At 72.9% G+C, this 21,278-nt stretch carries 16 protein-coding genes, 1 tRNA gene and 1 pseudogene; 8 read left to right on the top strand and 10 right to left on the bottom strand.

Features of this window, described 5'->3' with window-relative positions; all coding sequences use genetic code 11:
* Window positions 1–71: 71 nt before the first annotated feature.
* Both AB0367_RS08520 and AB0367_RS08515 read right to left on the bottom strand, forming a co-directional pair.
* Window positions 72–3,275, bottom strand: coding sequence for a BTAD domain-containing putative transcriptional regulator (locus tag AB0367_RS08520; protein WP_366225568.1), 3,204 nt, complete (start codon window positions 3,273–3,275; stop codon window positions 72–74).
* Window positions 3,276–3,601: 326 nt separating this feature from the next.
* Entirely contained in the window at window positions 3,602–5,005 is a 1,404-nt protein-coding gene (locus AB0367_RS08515) for a discoidin domain-containing protein (RefSeq protein ID WP_366225567.1), read from the bottom strand.
* A gap of 197 nt (window positions 5,006–5,202) precedes the next feature.
* On the opposite strand from AB0367_RS08515, the pseudogene AB0367_RS08510 reads away from it, so the two are divergent.
* Window positions 5,203–6,525 (top strand): annotated as a pseudogene (locus AB0367_RS08510) (M1 family metallopeptidase); the annotation flags it as partial.
* Here AB0367_RS08510 and AB0367_RS08505 read toward each other — a convergent pair.
* Window positions 6,486–7,094: an alpha/beta hydrolase gene (locus tag AB0367_RS08505; RefSeq protein ID WP_366225566.1), complete on the bottom strand. Its 609-nt coding sequence runs from the start codon at window positions 7,092–7,094 to the stop codon at window positions 6,486–6,488. The pseudogene AB0367_RS08510 and the gene AB0367_RS08505 overlap by 40 nt on opposite strands.
* A gap of 62 nt (window positions 7,095–7,156) precedes the next feature.
* Between AB0367_RS08505 and AB0367_RS08500 the strand changes: the two genes are divergently transcribed.
* Window positions 7,157–7,252: transfer RNA gene (locus AB0367_RS08500), tRNA-Sec, on the top strand.
* A 19-nt stretch (window positions 7,253–7,271) separates the two neighbouring features.
* Here the strand turns inward: AB0367_RS08500 and AB0367_RS08495 are convergent.
* The 4 genes from AB0367_RS08495 to AB0367_RS08480 form a co-directional block, all read right to left on the bottom strand.
* Complete coding sequence (locus AB0367_RS08495; protein WP_366225565.1) at window positions 7,272–7,811, bottom strand: DinB family protein; 540 nt, start codon at window positions 7,809–7,811, stop codon at window positions 7,272–7,274.
* Window positions 7,812–7,909: 98 nt separating this feature from the next.
* Entirely contained in the window at window positions 7,910–8,113 is a 204-nt protein-coding gene (locus AB0367_RS08490) for a hypothetical protein (protein ID WP_366225564.1), read from the bottom strand.
* Between the two features lie 399 nt (window positions 8,114–8,512).
* A complete protein-coding gene (locus AB0367_RS08485) occupies window positions 8,513–8,833 on the bottom strand; it encodes a GYD domain-containing protein (protein ID WP_366225562.1) in 321 nt (106 codons plus the stop codon).
* Between the two features lie 98 nt (window positions 8,834–8,931).
* Window positions 8,932–10,401, bottom strand: coding sequence for a glycosyltransferase 87 family protein (locus tag AB0367_RS08480; RefSeq protein WP_366225561.1), 1,470 nt, complete (start codon window positions 10,399–10,401; stop codon window positions 8,932–8,934).
* A 218-nt stretch (window positions 10,402–10,619) separates the two neighbouring features.
* Between AB0367_RS08480 and selA the strand changes: the two genes are divergently transcribed.
* From selA to AB0367_RS08465, 3 genes are all read left to right on the top strand, one after another.
* Complete coding sequence (gene selA / locus AB0367_RS08475) at window positions 10,620–11,960, top strand: L-seryl-tRNA(Sec) selenium transferase (RefSeq protein ID WP_366225560.1); 1,341 nt, start codon at window positions 10,620–10,622, stop codon at window positions 11,958–11,960.
* Window positions 11,951–13,687 carry a selenocysteine-specific translation elongation factor gene (gene selB, locus AB0367_RS08470; RefSeq protein WP_366225559.1) on the top strand — a complete coding sequence of 579 codons (1,737 nt, stop codon included), beginning with the start codon at window positions 11,951–11,953 and terminating at the stop codon, window positions 13,685–13,687. The genes selA and selB overlap by 10 nt, the downstream gene beginning before the upstream one ends.
* Before the next feature lie 379 nt (window positions 13,688–14,066).
* Window positions 14,067–15,356 (top strand): condensation domain-containing protein, encoded by a 1,290-nt coding sequence (locus tag AB0367_RS08465; protein ID WP_366225558.1) that lies wholly within the window; start codon window positions 14,067–14,069, stop codon window positions 15,354–15,356.
* Between the two features lie 72 nt (window positions 15,357–15,428).
* Here AB0367_RS08465 and AB0367_RS08460 read toward each other — a convergent pair whose 3' ends face one another.
* Both AB0367_RS08460 and AB0367_RS08455 read right to left on the bottom strand, forming a co-directional pair.
* Window positions 15,429–17,744, bottom strand: coding sequence for an EAL domain-containing protein (locus AB0367_RS08460; RefSeq protein ID WP_366225557.1), 2,316 nt, complete (start codon window positions 17,742–17,744; stop codon window positions 15,429–15,431).
* Between the two features lie 239 nt (window positions 17,745–17,983).
* Window positions 17,984–18,610 carry an NAD(P)H-dependent oxidoreductase gene (locus tag AB0367_RS08455; protein WP_366225556.1) on the bottom strand — a complete coding sequence of 209 codons (627 nt, stop codon included), beginning with the start codon at window positions 18,608–18,610 and terminating at the stop codon, window positions 17,984–17,986.
* A 97-nt stretch (window positions 18,611–18,707) separates the two neighbouring features.
* Between AB0367_RS08455 and AB0367_RS08450 the strand changes: the two genes are divergently transcribed.
* Together AB0367_RS08450 and AB0367_RS08445 are read left to right on the top strand one after the other, a co-directional pair.
* A complete protein-coding gene (locus AB0367_RS08450) occupies window positions 18,708–19,175 on the top strand; it encodes a helix-turn-helix domain-containing protein (RefSeq protein ID WP_366225555.1) in 468 nt (155 codons plus the stop codon).
* Between the two features lie 47 nt (window positions 19,176–19,222).
* Entirely contained in the window at window positions 19,223–19,714 is a 492-nt protein-coding gene (locus tag AB0367_RS08445; RefSeq protein ID WP_366225553.1) for a hypothetical protein, read from the top strand.
* A gap of 28 nt (window positions 19,715–19,742) precedes the next feature.
* Here the strand turns inward: AB0367_RS08445 and AB0367_RS08440 are convergent, their stop codons facing one another.
* On the bottom strand, window positions 19,743–20,363 hold the full coding sequence (locus AB0367_RS08440) for a class I SAM-dependent methyltransferase (RefSeq protein WP_366225552.1): 621 nt from the start codon (window positions 20,361–20,363) through the stop codon (window positions 19,743–19,745).
* 243 nt (window positions 20,364–20,606) lie between these two features.
* On the opposite strand from AB0367_RS08440, the gene AB0367_RS08435 reads away from it, so the two are divergent.
* Window positions 20,607–21,248 (top strand): hypothetical protein, encoded by a 642-nt coding sequence (locus AB0367_RS08435; RefSeq protein ID WP_366225550.1) that lies wholly within the window; start codon window positions 20,607–20,609, stop codon window positions 21,246–21,248.
* Window positions 21,249–21,278: the final 30 nt, after the last annotated feature.

Genomic DNA, 21,278 nt, shown 5'->3' with positions numbered 1-21,278 from the left:
TCCCCCGGAAGAATTGCTGCGGCTCACCAGCGTGCTCCGCGGACCGGGGGTCGGACAACGCATTTACGCCGCTACACGGTGACGGGCGCCGCTGCGTCGGCATCCTCCTGCGCAAAGAACTCGAGGATGTTCTCGATCGTGGCCTTGCGGCCCGCCTCCTGCGCGGCCGCGGCCGCACCGGCGGTCAGCGACGCGCGGGCCGACGCGTCCAGCCCATCGGTCCACGGGCGGGTCCGGTCGGGGCCGCCGCGCAGGAGGTCGGCGGCGCTGAGCAGGGTCAGGGCGCGGGCCGGGTCGCCGGCGAGCAGGGCGGCCTCGGCGGCGTCGTCGAGGGCGCCGCCGACGACCGGGGCGTCGAACACGCCGCTGCCGAGAGCCACCGCCTCGCGGTTGAGCGCCCGTGCGCCGGCGTGGTCGCCGTCGTGGGCCAGGACCAGAGCGCGGCCGCTGTGCAGGACGCAGAGCATCTGCGGCGAGACGCGCTTGTCGCCGACGAACTCCAGGGCGCGGGCGAAGCGGACGCGGGCCTGGCCGACGTCGCCGGCGCGCAGAGCCCGGTGGGCATACGCGCACTCGACGAAGGCGATGCTGTCGGGCACGGCGGAGCGCAGGGCGGTGCGGCCGGCCTCGGCGAAGACCTCGTCGGCGCGGGCGGTGTCGCCGACGAGGTCGTACTCCTGCGCCAGCCGCACCTCGGTCACCGGGCGGTCCTCGGTGGCGCCGAGGGCGCGCAGGTAGGTCAGGGCCTCCTCGAAGTACGCGATGGCCTCCCGGTGGCGGCCCTGGCGGGCGACCACCTCGGCGAGCGCGGCGAGCGCGAACGACATGCCCCAGCGCTCGCCGATGCCGCGGAACCCGGCCAGCGACGCCTCGAAGGCGTCGAGGGCCTCGTCGAAGCGGGCGCCGAGGTTCATCACGGTGTGGCCGACGAGCAGCAGGCCGAGGCCGGCGAGCCACGGTTCGGGGTCGTCGGCCAGGCTGCCGATGCGCGCGAGGACCTCGGGGGTCGGGCCATGCCGGTAGAGGGCGGCGACGACCTGGAAGAGCCGGAACAGGGGGTGCCTCGCGGGGTACCGAACGGCCTCCTGGAACCACCCGTCCAGCAGCTCGGACTCGACCAGGCCGTCGAAGCCGTTGACGGCGGCGACCCCGCACGCCATGGCGCGGGCCTCGGGGTCGCAGGGGCCGGGCAGCGACAGCGCGGCGTTGGCGAGGCCGGCACCCTCGACCCGGTGCCCGCCGAGCCACCAGTACCAGCCGAACGCCGCGACGAGGCGCACGGCGAGGTCGGCGTCCCCGGCGGCGACGGCCCGGCGCAGGGCGCCGTGCAGGTTGTCGTGCTCGGCACCGAGCACGGTGAGCGCCTCGAGCTGCGCGCCGGTGCGCAGGCTCGGCTCGAGGCGCTCGGCCAGCGCGAGGAACCACGCCCCGTGCCGGCGGCGCAGCTCGTCGGTCTCGCCGTGCTCCTCGAGCCGCTCCAGGCCGTAGGCACGGATGGTCTCCAGCATCCGGTACCGCAGGTCGTCGCCGACGATCAGCAGCGACTTCTCGACAAGGGTGGCGAGCAGGTCGTCCGGGTCGCCGAGCAGGCCGCCGGGGTCGCACACGGCGGCCGCGGACTCGGCGGTCGCGCCGCCGGGGAAGATCGCGAGCCGGCGCAGCATCGCGCGCTCGGGCTCGGCGAGCAGGTCCCAGCTCCAGTCGACGACGGCGCGCAGCGTCTGGTGGCGCGGCAGGGCGGTGCGGCTGCCCCGGGTGAGCAGCCGGAAGCGGTCGTCGAGCCGGTCGGCGATCTGCGCCGGAGTGAGCGATCGGCACCGCGCGGCGGCGAGCTCGATGGCCAGCGGCATGCCGTCGAGGGCGCGGCAGATGCGCACGGCGGCGTCGACGGTGGCGGCGTCGAGTTCGGTGTCGAGGGCAGCGTCGCGGGCGAGGCCGGGTCGTACCGCCGCCGCCCGGTCCCGGAACAGCCGGATCGACGGGAAGCGCTCGGCGTCCGCCGGGCCCACGCCGCCGGGCGGCAGGGGCAGCGGCTCGACGCCGTAGAGCGCCTCGCCGGTGATGCCGAACGGCTCGCGGCTGGTGGCCAGGATGCGCAGGTGCGGCGACTCCCCCAGCAGCCGCTCGGCAAGCGCGGCCGCGGGGCCGATGACGTGCTCGCAGTTGTCGAGGATGAGCAGCAGCCGGCGGTGCGCGATGGCGTTGGCCAGCCGGCGCGGCGCGTCGGCGCCATCGGTGCCGCCGGTGCGCAGGCCCGGCCCGGGCTTGCCCACCGGGTCGCGCAGGCCGAGGCCGGCCCAGACGGCCTGGATGACGTCGTCGGCGTCGGTGGCCGGGGCCAGCTCGACGAGCCACACGCCGTCGGGCGTCTCCTCACGCAGCGTGCGGCCGGTCTCCACGGACAGTCGTGTCTTGCCGGCGCCGCCCGGACCGACGAGGGTGACCAGCCGCCCGGCGGCGACGAGGCGGCGGACCGCGCCGACCTCGGCGTCGCGCCCGACGAAGCTGGTCAGCGCGGCGCGCAGGTTGCCGGCGGCGGGCTCGCGGCGCTCCCGATCGGCCTCGCCGCGCAGGATCGCCAGGTGGACCTCCACCAGCTGCCCCGACGGGTCGGCGCCGAGCTCCTCGGCGAGGCGAGCCCGGCAGCGTTCGAACGCGGCGAGCGCCTCGGCCCCGCGGCCGGCGTCGTGCAGGGCGCGCATGAGCAGCGCGACGAGCCGCTCCCGCAGCGGGTGTACGGCGACCAGCGCCTCAAGCTCGGCGACGACCCGCTCGCCGAGGCCGAGCTCGGCCTCGACGCGGTCCTCGGTGGCGGCGAAGCGCAGCTCGTCGAGGCGGGCCCGCCACGGCCGGGCGAATGGCGCGTCGGCGGCGTCGGCCAGTGCCGGCCCCCGCCACAGTGCCTCGGCCTGGCGAAACAGCGCCACCGCGGCCGCCGGCTCCGCGGCCGCGCGGGCCTGCCGGACGAGCTCCTCGAACCGGACGTGGTCGACGCCGGCCGGGTCGACGTCGAGCAGATACCCGGTCGGGCGCGCCCGCAGCACCCCGTCGGGCAGGGCGCGGCGCAGCCGGGACACCAGCGACTGCAGCGCGTTGCCGGCGCCGGCGGGCGGGTGCTCACCCCAGACCCCGTCGACGAGCCGGGCGGCGGTGACGACCCGGCCCGGCTCCAGCGCGAGCAGGGTGACCAGGACCCGCAGGCGCGTGCCGCCGACCCCGACGGGCGCGCCGTCGCCGTCGCGCAGCTCCAGCGGTCCCAGCAGGCCGATCCGCACGCCCCCGATTGTGCTCTCCCGTCGTGCCGGCTCCGCAGATGCTCCGCGAGCCTACCGCCGCGGACGCCGCCGACGTGGGCATGATCGCCGGCTCGGCGGGTATCACGGCTAGCGGTGAAGGTGGGCAAGATCGCGGTACTGCGGGCCGACGCGCTCGGTGATGACCTGTTCGCGACCCCGGCGCGTGACGGCGCCGCGGGCCGAGTTCCCGGCGGCGGGGGTGGCCTGGGCCGGTGGACCGGTGCCGCTCGGCGGGGGCGACGAGGGCGGTGCTGACCAGGCTGGGCGCCGGGCGATGGGCCCGGCGCCCGTTCGCACGGCGGCGGTCAGCTGCCGTACACCTGGAACTCCCACAGCGAGTAGCCGTAGACGGTGGCCCGCTGGGTGCCGTAGACCCGCACGTACCGTCCCGAGCCGGTGACGTTGAGCGTCTGGTTGCCGCCCGTGCCCGTGGTCGTGCTGTAGACGCTGGTCCAGTTGGTGCCGTCCGGCGACGTCTGGATCTGGAACGCCTTCGCGTACGCGGCCTCCCAGTTCAGCGTCACCTTGCTGATGCTGTGCGTGGCGCCGAGGTCGACCTGCAGCCACTGCGGGTCGCTGAAGGCGCTCGACCAGCGGGTGCCGGTGTTACCGTCGGTCGCGTTGCCCGCGCCGAGGGTGGCGTTCTCGGTGGAGGACGCCGTGGTCGGTCTGCCCTGGGAGATGTTGCTGCCCGGCGGCGGGGTGGTGGTGCCGCCGCCCTTCTTGTTGTAGACGGCCACCCAGTCGATGTTCATCTGGGCGCCGGAGATGGTGCCGGCATTCGGACCGCCGCCGAACGCGTCGGGAAAGCCGCCGCCCATCGCCAGGTCGTAGATGATGAAGAACGGGTGGTGCACGGCGTTGTTCCACGTCGTCGCGTCCACGCGGGTGGCGGGCAGCGTGAAGTAGTTGGCGCCGTCGAGATACCAGCGGATCTCCTCCGGCGACTTGGACCGGTCGATCTCCACGGCGTAGGTGTGGTACCCGGTCTGGCAGCCCGCGCACGCGCGCTCGCCGCTGCCGAGACCCGTCGACTCGTTGCAGGCGCCGCCGGGGTTGGTGCCGCAGTGCAGCGTCCCGAACACCGAGCTGCGCCCGTTGATGTCCTCCAGGATGTCGATCTCACCGCTGGTCGGCCACGGGGTGCCCGTGCGCAGCGTCGAGCCGAGCATCCAGAACGCCGGCCAGTATCCGGCGCCGTTGGCGGTCGTCACGTTGGGCTGCTGGATCGAGGACTCCATGCGCACCACGTCGCCCGCGTCGGCGCCGAACGTGGCCGCCTGGGTCTCGATGCGCCCGGACGTCCAGCCCGCCCGCGGGTCGGTGCCGGAGTGCAGGGCCCGCAGCACCAGGTGCCCGTTGCCGTCCTGGAACACGTTGGCGGTGCTGTTGGTCATGGTCTCGATCTCGCCGGTGCCGAAGCTGCCGCCGGGCCCGGTGTCGTACTTCCACGTGCCGGTGTTCACGCCCGTGCCCGCGGCGCCGGTGAAGTCGTCGCTCCAGGTCAGGGTGAAGCCCGGCGGCGGGGCGGGCGCGGCCGCGGCGGCCAGCCGCGCGGTCTGCGTGCCCGCCGCGGCCCGGTCGGCGGTGCCGGCGTAGGCGACGGCGGTGATGCCAACCAGGGCGAGTGTCGCCGCGGCGGTGACGCCGGCGGCCCAGCCCTTGGTCCGGCGCGGCGGGCGCCGGTCCTGCTGATCGGAGGTCTGCATGGCTCTCCTCGTGGGCGATGCGCCCGACCGGCCGCACGATTGAGGGGCCGATGGCGGATCGGCCGCGGACCCGGCGGGCGCAGTGAGGTTCGATATAGAGAGCGCTCTCTCAATCGCACGCTACCAACACCCGCCCCTTGGACGTCAAGGGTTCGGCTCGGGTATCGCCACATTGACATCGATGAGTGCATATCGGGATGCTGGCCGCACCCCCACGAAGGGAAAACACGATGAGCATCCGCGTCCGGACCGCGTTCACCGCCGTGATCGCCACCGTTGTCGCCGTCGCCGTCGGGGCGTTCGCCCCCGCAGCGCACGCCGCGCTCGCCGCGCCCGATACGACCCGAACCCCGGGCCTGGCCCAGTACACCGTCACGCTCACCAGCGACAGCACCGGCGCCGCGTGGACCGGCCACGAGTCGGTCACCTTCACCAACACCTCGCCGGCGGCGCTGAGCGAGGTCTACCTGCGGCTGTGGGACAACTACCACGGCACCTGCCCGTCCGGCACGCCGATCACGGTGAGCAACCTGACCGGCGGTTCGGCTGGGGCGCCCACCGTCGGCTGCACCGCCCTCAAGGTCACGCTGCCGGCGCCGCTGGTCCAGAACGCCTCCGCCGCCATCGGGTTCGACCTGGGCATCACGGTGCCGAGCGGGGCCGACCGGTTCGGGCGCGACGGGGCGTACAACTTCATCGGCAACGCCCTGCCCGTCCTGGCCGTGCGCGACGGGACCGGCTGGCACCTCGACCCGTACACGAACAACGGCGAGTCCTTCTACAGCCTCATCAGCGACTTCGACGTCACGCTGGACCACCCCACCGCGCTGGCCGTGCCGGCGACCGGGACGTCCACCGACACGCCGGGCGCGACCGGCCGCACCGTGACCCACGCGGTCGCCCCGCAGGTCCGCGACTTCGCCTGGGCCGCCGGCCCGTTCACGAAGACCACCGGCGTCTCCGCCGGCGGTTACCGAGTCAACGTGTACCGCACCAGCGCCATCAGCTCCAGCAGCGCCCAGTCGATGCTCACCACCGCGCAGAACGCCCTCGACGCGCACTCGGCGCGGTTCGGCGCCTACCCGTACGGCGAGGCCGACGTCGTGCTGGACAACAACTTCTGGTTCGGCGGCATGGAATACCCCGGCTTCGTGCTCGACGTCGTCTCCAGCACCGCGCTCGCGCACGAGCTCGCCCACCAGTGGTTCTACGGGATCGTCGGCGACGACGAGTACACCACGCCGTGGCTGGACGAGGCCTTCACCGACTACGCCACCGACCTGTACTTCGGCCGGACCGGCGCGAACTGCTGGAACTCGGTGACGTGGCAGTCCTCCAGCGAGCGCCTGACGAGCTCGATGGTCTACTGGGACGCCCATTCCAGCCGGTACTCCACCGTCGTCTACGGCTACGGCAGGTGCGCCCTGCACGACCTGCGCCGCACCCTGGGCGACACGAAAATGACCAGCCTGATGAGCTCCTACGCCCAGTCCCACTGGTACGGCGTGTCCACCGTCGCCGACTTCAAGGCGGCCGCCCAGTCGGCCGCGGGCTCGACGAGCCTGGCATCGTTCTGGACCACGCACCGCATCGACGGCTGAGCGCGCCTCATTCGGGAGCCGAGAGGAACTCCTCGACCAGAGCCGGCAGACAGGGTGCGGCGGTCACGTCGTAGTGCGTGCGGCCGGGCAGAATCGCCAGGAACCTCCGGGAACCACCCCAACCGCCGCATCGGCGCGGAGACCACGATCAGGCGGCGCACCTGGTCCGGGTGCTGCATCGCCGTCCGCAGCGCCGCGCCGGCGCCCAGCGAGTAGCCCATCACGTCCGCCCGGACCAGGCCCAGGTGGCGAATCAACGCCGCCACATCATCGCCAAGCGTCTCGTACCGCAACGGCCGATCGACGGCCGGCGTGTGCCCGTGCCCCTGCAGCTCGACGGCGATCACCCGCCGACGGGCGGCCAGCGCCGGCAGCAACGGCCCGAACATCTCGATGGTCCAGAACCCGCCGTGCAGCAGGATCAGCGGCTCACCCTCGCCCTGCTCTTCGTACCACAACGAAACCCCGTTGACCTCGGCGTACGTCACAGTTCGAGCGTAACCACGGTAGCGCGTCAGGCAGGCCCGGATGAGCAGGCTATGGTGACGGCGGAGGCGTGTGGGCGGCTGGTGCTCCTCCCGGTCTTCAAAACCGGTGTGGTCCGGAATCCGGGCCAGGCGGGTTCGATTCCCGTCCGCCTCCGCCAACCAGCGAGACAGGAAGGCTTACTCACTGGCCACACCCGCGCGGCGTTGGAGCAGACCGCGGAGGAGGGCCGCCTGGCCGACGTGCTCGAGCCCTTCGACGAGCACCCCGACCAGCCGCTCCTGAACCGGCACGGCATTGCCGAGCGTAGGGCTGATAGCCAGTCGCGCCGGTTCTCCGGCCGGCGCGGCGTCCAGGTAGGCGTGGAACCTCGCAACCACCGCACGGTGGTACGCGGCGACGACCGCCGGCTCCGGGCTATGGAAGGACGCCACCTGCGCGGGCGTATGCCGATAGCCCGTCTCGTCAGGATCCCCTGGCCGGCCGAACCGAGCGTGCCATCCGTCGGCCACCCAGAGCTGGGCCTGACCATGCAACTCGCTCACGTTCCGGTCATGGCTTCGGGTCAGGTGCCATAGGAGCCATCCGATCGAGTTGGTGCCGGGCTCGGGCACCGCGTCGAGCAGCGCCGGGTCCAGCCCGTCGAGCACAGCCATCACGTCCAGCTCGATCCGGTCCGCCAGGTTCCGCACGAACGACTTCCAGGTCCGATCGGTCACACAATCAGTCTGACCGAGAAGGTGGAACCCGTGTGGGCCGACCGCTTGGCGCGATGCGCATTGCCGAACCCGGGGCCAGGACGTGGATGTGGTCTGGCTCAGGCCGATACAAACGTGTGCGCCGAGTACATCTCCGGCTCCTCCTTGATGCCGGCTTCCTCCAGGACCGGCATGAGGCGGTCGCCGAATCGACGGCAAGCCTCCTCGGACTCCCACACGTCGACTACCCGGAAGCCATGTTCGCCCTCTCCGGCGATGTGCGTCAGCAGGCCCTCGACGGGCCAGTCCGCAGGCGTCTCCACGCGGCTCTTACCGCCAGTGAGCCTCCGGACAGTTTCCTCGTACCGCTCCTGCGTGAAAGTCGGCCCCTGAGTAACAAGCACGACCGGCATGGCGACCCCCTCGCAGATCTGGGACCAAAAGCAAAGAATAGTCCTGGTCTGTTGGTCCGTCAGGGCCGCCCTGAAGACGTATCGACAGCCGCAGCATCCCCCATCGGAACGGCTTTGTCTTGGCGTTTTTGCCACATCGGTCATCATCTCGGTTCCACGGGCTAACCCGGCGCAGGAACGCAGCGGCTGACGATATTGCGGAGTCACCGGTTCGCTTGAAGCCCCGGACTCCTCCTGGTGAGGATGTCCGGGGCTTCAAGCGAACCGGCTCGGGCCAGCGCACCGCGGGATGTGGGACCGCTGGGTGGCTCAGACGCCGGGCGCCCGGTACTCGACCGCCCTGTGCACCGCCTCGTCCACCTCCTCCGGGCGCAGCAGCACTACGGTCCTGGTGGTGGCTCCGCCGGCCGCACCGATCGCGAGCGCGACGGCTGCGGCGGCCTTGTGGTCGGGCAGGTCGCAAATCACATGCGTGTCCCGATCACCGAATGAGAAGTCGAAGGACTCGAGACGCCCGCCGACGCTCTCGGCCATCTTCCGGACCGACTCGACGCGTCCGCTGCCGCCGTCCTTCATAATCCCGCGGAGTCCCTCGTGCGTGTAGGTGCCCTCGATGAGAAATCTGGTCATGGAGATCACCTCCCTCGAGCCAAGCCTATCCAGAGGTACGCCGGTCGCAAGGTCGCCCGGCGTGGCGGAACCGCATCATCACGGTGATGCCGGAGGTGCTATTTCCACAGGGCCCGGGGCGGGTTCTCGATCAGCCGCCCGGCGGTGTCGTAGATGAGTAACTGCCCGTAGTAGAGGTTGGTTCCGCCGAAGCAGAAGATCCGTTGACCGTCGATCGTCATGATCGGGATGAAGTGGATCGGGGCCCCCGGTGCCGTTCGCACGGCGAGTTTGGCAACCCGGTCGGCGACCCAACCGTTGACGACGTAGCGCTCCTCGGAACCCCCGACCGAGTAGTTCACGACCAGCTGTCCGCCGAACGACATGTCACAGGGCCCGCCGTCGCAGGAGATCTCAGTCATGGAGAACTCCCGCTCAGCCTCGGCCAGCGAGTACGTGCGCAGGCCCGGGTCATAGCTGGGCGGGAGCGGCAGCAGGGCGAACATGGCAACGCCAGCTAGCACGGTGACCAGTGCGCGTCTGATCCGGACCATGGCGGGCAACCGCAGGCGGCCGTGGGCGACCGCGCCGAACCCGATGCAGCAGATCGCTATCACGCCGATGCCTCTGGCATTGCTGAACAAATATTGAAGGCCGGGGTTGGATATTGACTCGCCAACGACGTTGGCCAGGCTCAGCGTCATGACGGCCAGCAGGAACACGCCGGCCGCTCGTTTGGTCTCGGTCCCGGACGCGACGAGCAGCATGCCTGCGAGAACGGGCCATACCTGGTGATGGGTCCACGACACCGGGGATGCGGCGACGGTTGCGCAGCCGACCAGGACCGCGGCGTGGACGGGCCGGCCGTCGTCGGCGAGTTGTCGTGCTCGCCAGAGCGCCAGGCCGCAGATGAGGCTGACCAGAGCGCCCCAGATGATGAGCCGGTGTTCGGGGCCGACCCCGGCACGCGCCAGCAACGCGTGCAGCGATTGGTTGCCGAGTGAGGCGAGGTCACCGATGCGGGAGGTCGCGGCGATGGTGTGGGTCCAGAATTGCCGGCTGTCGGCCGGGAGGAGGGCGGCTGCGAGGGCGCCTGCCGCGAGGAAGCTTGCGATCGATCGAAGTGCGTCTCGGTGACGTCGGGCGATCAGGTAGTAGACAACGAACAGCAACGGTGTCAGCTTGATCGCGGCGGCGATACCGATGAGCACTCCGCGCCATCGAGGCGGAAGTAGGTCCAGCGCGTCGCTCAGGGCAAGCACGACGACGAACACGCTGACCTGGCCGAATCTCAAGTCGCTTTGGATAGGGGCGGACACGGCCAGGACGCAGGCGGCCGCTGCCGCGTACAGGTTGGCGCGGCCGAGGCGCCGGGTGATGGCGTAGGCGATCAGAGCCACTGCCAGGCAGGTGCCGGCCAGCCACAGCACGCGGACCGACGGCAGGGGCAGCGCGGTCAGGGGCCACATCACGATCGCGGCGAACGGCGGGTAGGTGAACGGGTCACCGTTGTCGGCAGCGTAGTCATAGAGCGGCCGCCCGGCCCGGGCCCATTGGACCGCGCCGTAGTACACACTCAAGTCGGCCATGCGGTCAAACTGCGGGCGGCGCAGCGTCAGCGCAGAGGACACGCCGCAAATGCCGACGAACACCGCCCACACGGCCGCAGCTGGCCACCGTTTGATCACCGGCGAAGAATAGCGGAACTCGTGGTGCCGGAGGGGCATACGAAAGCCCGCGGTATGAGTGCGGGAACCGTTTCCGCTGCTAACGTTCCAACCGGCAGCACGTTTAGCGAGGGTGAGGGGTGCGCGTGGATCCGCGACGGGCCGTGCCGCGCACCGATGCGGTGCTCGATGATCCGCGACTGGCGGCGTTCGCGCGGGACCGGGCTCGGGGCGTCGTCCGTGAGGAGCTCGACCGGGTGCGGCGCGGCGAGCTGGCGCCGGGTGCGGTGGTCGAGGCGGTGCTGCGGCGGCTGGAGCGCCGTGGCGGGCCGCGTCCCGTGCTCAACGCCACCGGCGTGGTGCTGCATACCAATCTTGGCCGGGCGGCACTGTCGGGGGCGGCCGTCGAGGCGGTCGTCGCGGCCGCTGGGCACACCGACGTCGAGCTCGATCTGGAGTCCGGGCGGCGGGCGCGGCGCGGGCTGGGGGCGATGCGGGCGCTCGCGGAGGCCGTGCCGGCGGCTCAGGCCGTACACGTGCTGAACAACGGGGCGGCGGCGCTCGTGCTGGTGGCGACCGGGCTCGCGGCCGGCAAGGAAATCGTGGTCAGCCGTGGGGAGCTGGTCGAGATCGGGGACGGGTTCCGGCTGCCGGATCTGCTGGTGTCGACGGGGGCGCGGCTGCGTGAGGTCGGCACGACCAACCGGACCTCGCTGGAGGACTACCGGGCGGTGATCGGGTCGCAGACGGGATTCATCCTCAAGGTGCATCCCTCGAACTTCTACCAGCGCGGGTTCGTCTCCGCCGTGGCGGTCGAGCGGCTCAAGGAGCTGCCGGTGCCGCTCGTGGTCGACATCGGGTCCGGCCTGCTGGACGCCGACCCGCTGTTGCCCGATGAGCCGGATGCCGCCACGGTACTGCGAGCCGGCGCCGACCTCGTCACCGCCAGCGGCGACAAGCTGCTGGGCGGGCCGCAGGCGGGGCTGCTGCTCGGGCGGGCCGATCTCGTCAGGGCTCTGCAGCGGCATCCGCTCGCCCGTGCGCTGCGGGTCGACAAGCTCACGCTCGCCGCGCTGGAGGCGACGCTGCTCGGGCCCGAGACGCCGACCTGGCTCGCGCTGCGGGCGCCGGTCGAGCGGCTGCGCCGGCGGGCCGAGGCGGTCCGGGAGGCGCTCGACGGGGTTCCCGCGGAGGTCGTCGACACCGTCGCGGTGGTCGGGGGCGGCGGGGCGCCGGAGGTGGAGCTGCCCTCGGCCGCGCTGGCGCTGCCGGCGGAGCTGGCCGGGCCGCTGCGGCTCGGCGATCCGCCGGTCGTCGGGCGGGTCGAGCGGCAGCGGCTCCTGCTCGACCTGCGATGTGTGCCCGAGGACGAGGACAAGACGGTGGCGGCGGCGATCCTACGCGCCGTGCGCCGCGTGCCCGAGCAGCGCGACGAGAACAACCACGAGACCGAGAACGAGACCGAGCGCCCATGTGGGTGATCGCGACCGCCGGGCACGTGGACCACGGCAAGTCGACGCTGGTGCGCGCGCTGACCGGGATGGAACCGGACCGCTGGGCCGAGGAGCGGCGCCGCGGCATGACGATCGACCTCGGGTTCGCCTGGACGCGGCTGCCCTCCGGCGCCACAGTCGCGTTCGTCGACGTGCCGGGGCACGAGCGGTTCGTGCCCAACATGCTCGCCGGGGTCGGGCCGGTGCCGGCCGCGATGCTCGTCGTCGCCGCCGACGAGGGCTGGAAGCCGCAGTCCGCCGAGCACCTGGCGGCCCTGGACGCGCTCGGCGTACGGCACGCGCTGCTCGTGGTGAGCCGCGCCGACCTGGCCGACCCGGAGCCGGCCACCCGGCAGGCCCTGGCGCAGCTGGCGAAGACCTCGGCCGGCGACGTCGAGGCGGTCGCCGTCAGCGCGGTGACCGGGGCCGGCCTCGACGAGCTGCGCGCCGCGCTGGACCGGCTCGGCGCCGCCCTGCCGCGGCCCGACCTGGACGCGCCGGTCCGGCTGTGGGTGGACCGATCGTTCACCATCCGGGGCAGCGGTACCGTCGTGACGGGCACCCTCGGCGTCGGCCGCCTGGCCACGGATACCGACCTGGAGCTGGGCGGCGCGGCGGTGCACGTCCGCGGCTTGCAGTCGCTCGGCGAGCCGGTGTCCACTGTGGACGCGGTGGCGCGTGTGGCGGTGAACCTGCGCGGCGTCGAGCGCTCCGCGGTGGCCCGCGGCGACGCGCTGGTCTCGCCGGGCCGGTTCGTGTTCACCGACCTCGTCGACGTGCGGGTGCACGGCGAACCCGTCGCCGGCCTGCCCGCGACGGTGGTGCTGCACATCGGCTCGGCCGCGGTTCCGGCGCGGCTGCGCCCGCTGGGCACCGACACCGCGCGCCTGCGCCTGGCCCGGGCCCTGCCGCTGCACGCCGGCGACCGGGCCCTGCTGCGCGACCCGGGTCTGCACCGGGTGCCGGGCGGCGTCACCGTCCTGGACGTCGCCCCGCCCGAGCTGCGCCGTCGCGGCGCGGCCGCCGCCCGGGCGCTGGAACTGTCCACGATGGACGGCCGCCCCGACGTCGCCGGCGAGCTGCGCCGCCGGCGCCTGGTACACGCCGATGAGCTGGCCCGGATGGGCATCCCCGGGCCCGGCGCCGGCTGGCTGCTCGACCCGGTCTACGAGGTCGAGCTGCGCGCGCGCCTGGCGTCGGAGGTCCGCCGGTACGCCGAGGCGCACCCCGTCGACCCCGACCCCCCGGTCGACGCGATCCGCCGCCGCCTCGGCCTGCCCGACCGCGCGCTCGTCGAGCGGCTCCTGAGCCCGCCGTTGACCATCCACAATGGACGAATTGGGGCCGGGCAACGCCTGCCGGAGCGGCTGCGGCGCGCCATCGACGCCGTGCGGGCCGGCCTGGCCGAGGCCCCGTTCGCCGCGCCGGAGAGCGACCGCCTCGCCACCCTGGGCCTGGGCCCGAAGGAGCTCGGCGCCGCCGCGAAGGCCGGCCTGCTGCTGCGGATCGCCGACGGCATCGTGCTGCTGCCCGGCGCCGCGGACGCCGCCGTCGAGCGCCTCGCCGCACTGCCACAGCCGTTCACGCTGAGCGAGGCCCGCCAGGCGCTCGGGACGACGCGGCGGGTGGCGGTACCGCTGCTGGAGTTCCTGCACCGCCGCGGCGCCACCCGGCGCCTGCCCGACGGCCGTCACACGACGGACGCCGGGGCCTGAGGAACACGCCGAAGGGCGCGCGCTTGGTGACGAGGCCGTCGACGATGTCCCCGACGCGGTGCCGGGCCACGAAATCGTCCCGGTTCGCAGCGCGGATCATGCAGTTGAGGTCGTACGGGGGAGGTGGCGGGCCCGCGGGGCGGTCAAACGGTGGCCGGGCGCGACTTCCGCTCACGGTATGTGGCCGACCCGGCAGTCATGGCGCAATCGTACATCCGGCGCATGGTGCCGGGGAACGCACTTTCGTACGCTACGGCCAACACCGATGCGCCCTGCTGCGACCCGCCACGTTGTGCAGGTCGCCTCTGCCCGCCGCGCACCGATGCCGGCCGGGCCGGGAGGTCGTGCACTGCCGTCACTATGGATGGGAGGGCCGGCGATGCGTGCTGCGCCGGATCGGGTCAGCGTCGGATTCCAGGGCGAAGGGGCGGCCGGCGGGGCGCCGAGGTGTGGCCCGCTGTCGTGGGGCCAGCTCGAGAACTGGTCGGCGATCGTCAAGCAGAGAACGTGGCTACCGCTGGGCGGCGTGAAGCCGTTATCGGAGGGCACGACCGTGGACGAGGTCGCGGCCGAGCTGCGATACCTCATGAGCCGCTACGAGCCGATGCGCACCCTGCTGCGCTTCGACGCCGACGGCACGCCGACCCAGGTCGTGTACGCGGCCGGCGAGATCGACCTGGAGATGATCGACGCGGGCGACGCCGACCCAGCCCAGGTCGCCGAGGACGTCTGCGAGCGCTGGCGGGTCAAGGAGCTGGACTTCGCCAGCGAGTGGCCGCTGCGCATGGCGGTCGTGCGCAGCGGCGGCGCGCTCACCCACCTGGCGGTGCTGGTGTCGCACTTCGTCACCGATGCCGCCGGGGCGATGACGATGCTGACCGAGGTGGCCGAGCGCACCGCGACGCCGGTGCGCGGGCTGCAGCCGCTCGCCCAGGCGCAGTGGCAGACGTCCCCGGCGGGGCAGCGGCACGACGCGGCGGCCCAGCGGTACTGGGAGGGCATCCTGCGCACCGTGGCGCCGGACCGCTTCCCGCGCCCCGCGACGGTCGAGTCGCCGAGGTACTGGCACGGCGAGTTCACCTCGCCGGCGTTGGGCCTGGCCGCACGGCGCTGGGCGGCCCGGTCCGGCCTGGACACGTCGACGGTGCTGCTGGCCGCGTACGCGGGCGCGCTCACCTCGATCACCGGCGTGGACCCGGTGGTGATCCGGCCGATGGTGAGCAACCGCTTCCGCCCTGGCCTGGCCGACGTGGTGTGCACCCTGGCGCAGGCCGGGCTGCTGAGCATCCAGGCGGCGGGCGCGCCGTTCGGCGAGCTGCTGGAGCGCACCCGCCGCGTGACGATGGCGGCCTACAAGTACGCCTACTTCCACCACGCGGGCATGGAGGGGCTGGTGGCGCGGGTGGCCGCCGAGCGCGGCACCGACATCGAGCTGGGCTGTTACTTCAACGACCGCCGCGGCCCGGGGCGTGACGAGGCGCCGATCGAGCCGGGCGAGTCGTCGTTCCGCTGGGTGGCCGCCCAGGACGCCCCGTCGTTCGAGCCCCTGTTCGTGCACGTCGACGACGCGCCGGGCACGCTGCGCCTGAGCCTGTATCTCGACGCCGCGCACCTGTCCCCCGCCACCGCCGAGGAACTGATGGGCGTCATGGAGCGCATCACCGCCTGAGCCGCGCTCACGGCCGGCGGTCGCGTCGCTTCAGCCGGTGGCGACCTGACAAGACGGTCACCGGCCTGACGCTCAGCGGCCGATGACGGCGCGGTCGTCCGGGTCGAGCACCCCTGGCGGGGCCACCCTCGCCAGCGGGCCCGAGGCGCCGTAGCGGTGGCCCTGGCCATACCGGCAGCCCAGGGCCACCATCGCCGCGGCCTGGCCGTCGGTCTCGATGCCCTCGGCGACCACCGTGACGCCGAGGCCGGTGCAGATCTGCACGATCGAGCGGCAGATCGCCTCGCTGCGACCGCCGTCGGCGAGGGTGAAGGAGCGGTCCAGCTTCACCTCGTCGACCGGCATCGCGTGCAGCTGGGCCAGGGCGTTGTAGCCGGTGCCGAAGTCGTCGAGGGCGAAGCGGACGCCGAAGCGGCCGAGACGGCGCACGGCACCGGCGGCGGCGCCCAGGTCGGCCAGCGGGGCGGTCTCGGTGAGCTCCAGCAGGAGGCGGTGCGGGGCCAGGCCGTGACGCACGATCGCGGCCCGCACCGTCTCCTCGTGCTCCGGGCGGCCCAGCCGGGCGGCGGAGATGTTGACGTGCACGGCGATACCGGCCCAGGGGCCGCGGAAGGCGGCGGCGTCGCGGCAGGCGCGGTCGAGCACGAAATCGTCGACGAGGCCGATGAGGCCGATCTGCTCGGCGGTGGCGATGAAGACGTCGGTGGAGACGCGCCCGAGGCTCGGGTGGGTCCAGCGGGCCAGCGCCTCGACAGCCACGACCGTCTCGTCGTGGAGGCTGACGATCGGCTGGTAGTGCACGTCGAGGCCGCGCCCGTGGCGCAACGTGGCGGCCAGCGCCTCGGCCAGATCGGAGCTGCCGGTGCCGTCGGGCAGGTCCACGCGGTAGCGCACCAGCGTCCCCTTGCCCCGCCGCTTCCCCGAGTACATGGCGGCGTCGGCCCGGCGCAGCAGCGCGTCGGCGGACAGCGCCGGGCCGTGCTCGCCCGCCTGGACCAGGCCGACGCTCACGCCGACGGTGACGCTGTGCCCGTCGAGCTCGAACGGCCTGCCGATCTCGGCCATGACCCGCTCGGCCGGCTCGCCGGGGTCGCCGACGCCCTCGAGCAGGATCGCGAACTCGTCACCGCCGACCCGCGCGACGGTGTCGCTGTCGCGCACCGCGGCGCGCAGCCGCTCGGCGACCTGGCGCAGCAGCCGGTCGCCGACGAGGTGGCCGAAGCGGTCGTTGACGGCCTTGAAGTCGTCGAGGTCGCAGAAGAGGACCGCCAGGGGGCGGCCGTCGCGGTGATGCAGGGCCAGGGCGTGCTCGAGGCGGTCGTGGAACAGCACCCGGTTGGACAGGCCGGTGAGCGCGTCGTGGAACGCCTGATGAGCCAGGCGAGCCTGGCTCTCGGTGACCCGGTCCAGCAGCACCGCGTTCTCCACCAGCGTGACCGCCTGGCGGATGATGAGCAGCGAGATGACCGCGGTCTCCACGACGATCTCCACGCCGTCCACGGGGTGGCCGCGCATCAGCTGCGCGATGAACAGCACCCCGGTGAAGGCGACCGGCACGTACGGCAGCATCAGGTGCGCCCAGCGCGCGTGCCGCCGCGGCTCCGGCGCGTCGCCCGGCCGCGGCGGGGTGAGCGCCGCGACGGCGACGAGTGCCTGCCCGGCGACGAACCCGGCGTCGAACAGCGGCGGCATGCTGTCGGCGCCCCTGGAGACCAGGTAGGCGAAGATGCTGTCGGACAGCGACAGGCACAGCAGCCCGGCGCCGAGGATCGTGAGCTGGCCGCGGTTGGCGGGGGCCGACGTGGCCAGCAGCAGGATCACGATGACGGTCAGCACGAGGTCGGTGACCGGGTAGGCGATGGCGACCGAGTACGCGAACGGCGTCGCCGCGCCGGCCGCGGCCACCGAGCCCAGCGTCGTGGCCCAGGTGAGCACGAACAGCGCGCCGACGACGATCAGCCCGTCCAGCACCAGCACCAGCTGGCCGGGGCGGCGCCGCGGCGCGCCGTCGGGCGGCCGGGCGGCGGCCAGCGAGACGAGCGCGGGCAGCGCGAAGACGGGAAGGGTCAGGTAGCCGGCGTCGGCCAGGGACGGCGAGGGCAGCGCGTCGTCGCGGAACAGCTGATACCAGCTCCAGATCGACTGGCCGATCGTCCAGCCGAAGGCACCCGTGCCCATCCACAGCCGCCATCGCCGCTGGGCGCCGGTGTAGCGACGGGCGGTGACCCAGCAGGCCACGGTCGCGGCCACGCCGGCGGCGAACTGGCCGAGGTCGTCGATGAGCTGCGCCCACCACGCGGGGAGCAGGCCCGACCCACCCAGCCCGACGACCACGGCCACCGAGACGGCCACGACGAGGAGCGGCTTCGAGGCAGGTCCGCGCGGCAAATGGATCCATCCTCACCCGAGGTGATCAGGACGACACGCGGGCTACGGTACCGCACTGGCGCGCGCTTGTGCGCCGGAACTTTCAACGATGGCGATGCGATGGCGCGCGCGGCCGCGTGTTGCGGCCCCGGTCTCCACGGCGGTGCGGGAGTCGCCGTCGACGGACACGCCGAGCGCCCCTCGTGCCCCGCACCCACGACGTGCCCCGCACCGGCGACGGGGCACGTCGGTGCCGCGCGTCAGAAGGTCTTGGCCGCCTCGGCCGCGTCGGCGTGGGCGCGGGTCCGCCGCGTCTCGACGTCGGTCGCGGCCAGGTTGGGGCGGAAGGTCACCGCCGTGATGTCGGTGATGCCGGCCCAGCGCAGCCAGTCGTCGAAGAACGGCGCCTGGAAGTCGGCGCCGAACCGCGGGCCGCGGCCCTCGCCGTAGACCGCGCTGGTGTACAGCACCGCGGCCTTGCGGCCGGTGACGAGGCCCGTGTATCCCAGCTCGCCGTCGAAGTCGAACACCATGCCGGGCTGGCTGATCACGTCGATGAATTGCTTGAGGATATACGGTATTCCGGAGTTCCACATTGGCACCGAGAACAGGTACTTGTCGGCGCCGGCGAAGCGGCGGAACGTGCCGGCGGCCGCTCGCCACGCCTCGGCGCCCGCCCCGCTGGGCTCGAGCCCGGCGAACACGTCCATCTTCGCCGCCGCGGCGGCCGGGCCGAACTCGGGCAGCGAGCCGTCCCAAAGGTCCCACTCGACCACCTCGTCCTCGGGGTGCAGCTCGCGGTACACCTCAAGGAAAGTCGCGGCCAGGGCGAGGGACTCGGAGCGCGTGCCGCGCGGGGACGCCGAGATGTGCAGCAGCCGGGTCATCGCCGGACTCCTTCCAGGATAAGTGCGTGCGCACGCACGCTCTTGACTGAAAGTTAGCCATGTATGTGCGCGCGCACAAGACTGCTACGGTGTGACCATGGACTCCACGACGGCCTGGGCGGCGCTGCTGCGCGTGCACGCGGCGATCACCCCGCTGCTCGACCAGGAGCTGCAGGCCGCGCACGGGCTGCCGCTGACGTGGTACGACGTGCTGCTGGAGCTCAACGCCGTGCCCGGCCGCCGGCTCACGATGTCCGCGCTCGGTGCCGCGGCGGTGGTCAGCCGCAGCCGGGTCAGCCGCATCGTCGACGAGCTCGTGCGGGCCGGCCTGGTCGAGCGCGACGCCAACCCCGACGACAAGCGCTCGGCGTTCGCGAAGCTGACCCCGGCCGGCCGGGCCCGGCTGCACGCGGCCTCCCCCACCTACCTGGCGGGCATCGAGCGGCACTTCACCGGCCGGATGACCCGTGCCGACGCCCAGGCCGTGGCGGCCGCACTGGGCAAGGTGCTGCGCGCGCACGACGCCTCGGTCCTCGTAGCGCCCCCGACCGTCCGCCCCCGCTGACGAAGCGGGTTCGTGCCGAGGCCTCCGGCGCGGTAGGGTCGCCCATCATGATGCGCGTGCTGCCGCCCCTGCTCGTCATCGGCGGCCCGGCTGGTGCGGGCAAGAGCAGCATCGCCGACGCCGTGGCCAAACGCGTCGACGCCCCGGTCGTCGGCCTGGACGACAGCGCCGGCGAGGACCAGCACAGCGTCGACCTCAACACCCTGCAGGACCGGCTGGACGCCCACGAGGACGCCGAGCTGGTCGTGGTCGAGGGCGTCTTCGCCCTGGCGCTGCCGCCGATCCGCTGGGCCGCGCGGTGGACCGTCTACGTCGACACCCCGCTGGACATCAGCCTCGCCCGCCGCGCGCTGGGCCTGGACGACCCGCACACGGTGCTGCGCGCCTACCTCGACGGCGGGCGCGACGCGCACGCCCGCAACATCGCACCTGGGCGCCAGCTCGCCGACCTCGTCGTCGACGGCACGGACCCGCTGCCGGACACCGCCGAGCGCATCTACCACTTCATCCTGAACCGCCCGACCATCTCGCCATGGTGAGCCCGCCGGCCCGGCGCGGGTAGCCCGGTCAGCCGGTGCCGAGCACCGCGACGAGAAAGTCCGAGTCCGCGGTGAACGGCCGCAGGTCCCAGGTGCCCAGCAGCAGATCCGGCCGCAGCCCGGCGGCGGCCGCGTCGGTCAGGAACTCGTCGAACGCGTAGCCGCGCCCGGCGCCGAACCCGACGACGACCCGCCCGCCCTCGCCCAGGTGCGCGCGGAGGCGCCGCAGGATCTCCACCCGCGTGGAGGGCGCCACGAAGGTGATCACGTTGCCGGCACAGACGACCACGTCGAAGCCGGCCCGGATGCCGGCAGCCGGCAGGTCAAGCTCGGCGAGGTCGCCGACCAGCCACGTCGGCCCGGGATGGTCCTGCTCGGCGACGGCGACCAGCTCGGGGTCCAGGTCGACGCCGACAACCTCGTGGCCGGCCGCGGCCAGGAAGGCGCCGACCCGCCCGGTGCCGCTTCCGGCGTCGAGGATCCGGGCGCCGCGCGGCACCATGGCATCGATCAGCCGGGCCTCCCCGGCCAGGTCGGCGCCGCTCGCGGCCAGGTCCCGGAACCGCTGGACATACCAGCTCGCGTGGCCCGGCTCCTCGGCCTTGCGGCGCAGCCAGGCATTCTCCTCGACGATGTTCTGCTCGGTCATGGTTCCCCTTTCCGTACCCGATCAAGGTATCCCGGCGTGAACAGGCGCCGCCAAGGGCTCAACCGTCTCTGGCCCGCGGTTGCCTGGCCGGCAGTGCCCGGGATTCGACCGGTGGCGTAGGTCCCGGCGTTACGGGACGTCGGTCCCGTGCAGGCGGGCGCTTGGCCTCTCCCGAGCGCCCGGGCTGGACCGGCACGCTATTGGCATCACGCACCGAGCACGACCCGAGCCCAGGAGGGCCCCATGAAGCGCAAGACCCTCGACATCATCGTCGGCGCCGGTCTGGTCGTCCTGGCCGGACTGCTGCTGATCGCCGGCCTCGTCCTGACCAGCAACGCGAACTTCGCCAACGACTACGTCAAGAACCAGCTCAGCGAGCAGCAGATCACCTTCAAGCCCGCCGCCACCCTGACCGCCGAGGAGAAGGCGTCCGCGTGCTTGGTCAAGTACGCCGGCCAGCCGCTCGACAGCGGCAAGAAGGCCGAGTGCTACGCCAACGAGTTCATCGGCCTGCACCTGAAGTCGATCGCCGGTGGCAAGACCTACGCCCAGCTCGGCGACGTGCAGACCGAACTGAAGACCAAGATCGCCGCTGCCCAGAAGGCTGAGGACCCAGCCCTGGCCGACCTGCAGAAGCAGCTCACCGACGTGAACGGCCAGCGGGAGACGGTCTTCAAGGGTGAGTCCCTGCGCGGGATGCTGCTGACCTCGTACGGCTTCAGCGAGTTCGGCGCCAAGGCCGCCCAGGCCGCGCTGGTGGCCTACCTGGGCGCGGGCCTGCTGTTCCTGGTCGGCGCGGCCGGCCTGCTCCACGCCGCCCGCACGCCGCGCAGCGAGGGCTTCGCGGTTCCCGAGTCGGCCTCGAAGAAGTTCGCCAACGCCTGAACCTCCACCAGACCGCGAACGGCCCGGGCC

Origin of the sequence: Dactylosporangium sp. NPDC051484 (assembly GCF_040689395.1) — a bacterium.
Lineage (GTDB): Bacteria > Actinomycetota > Actinomycetes > Mycobacteriales > Micromonosporaceae > Dactylosporangium.
This window is presented reverse-complemented; position numbering and strand designations above follow the sequence as displayed.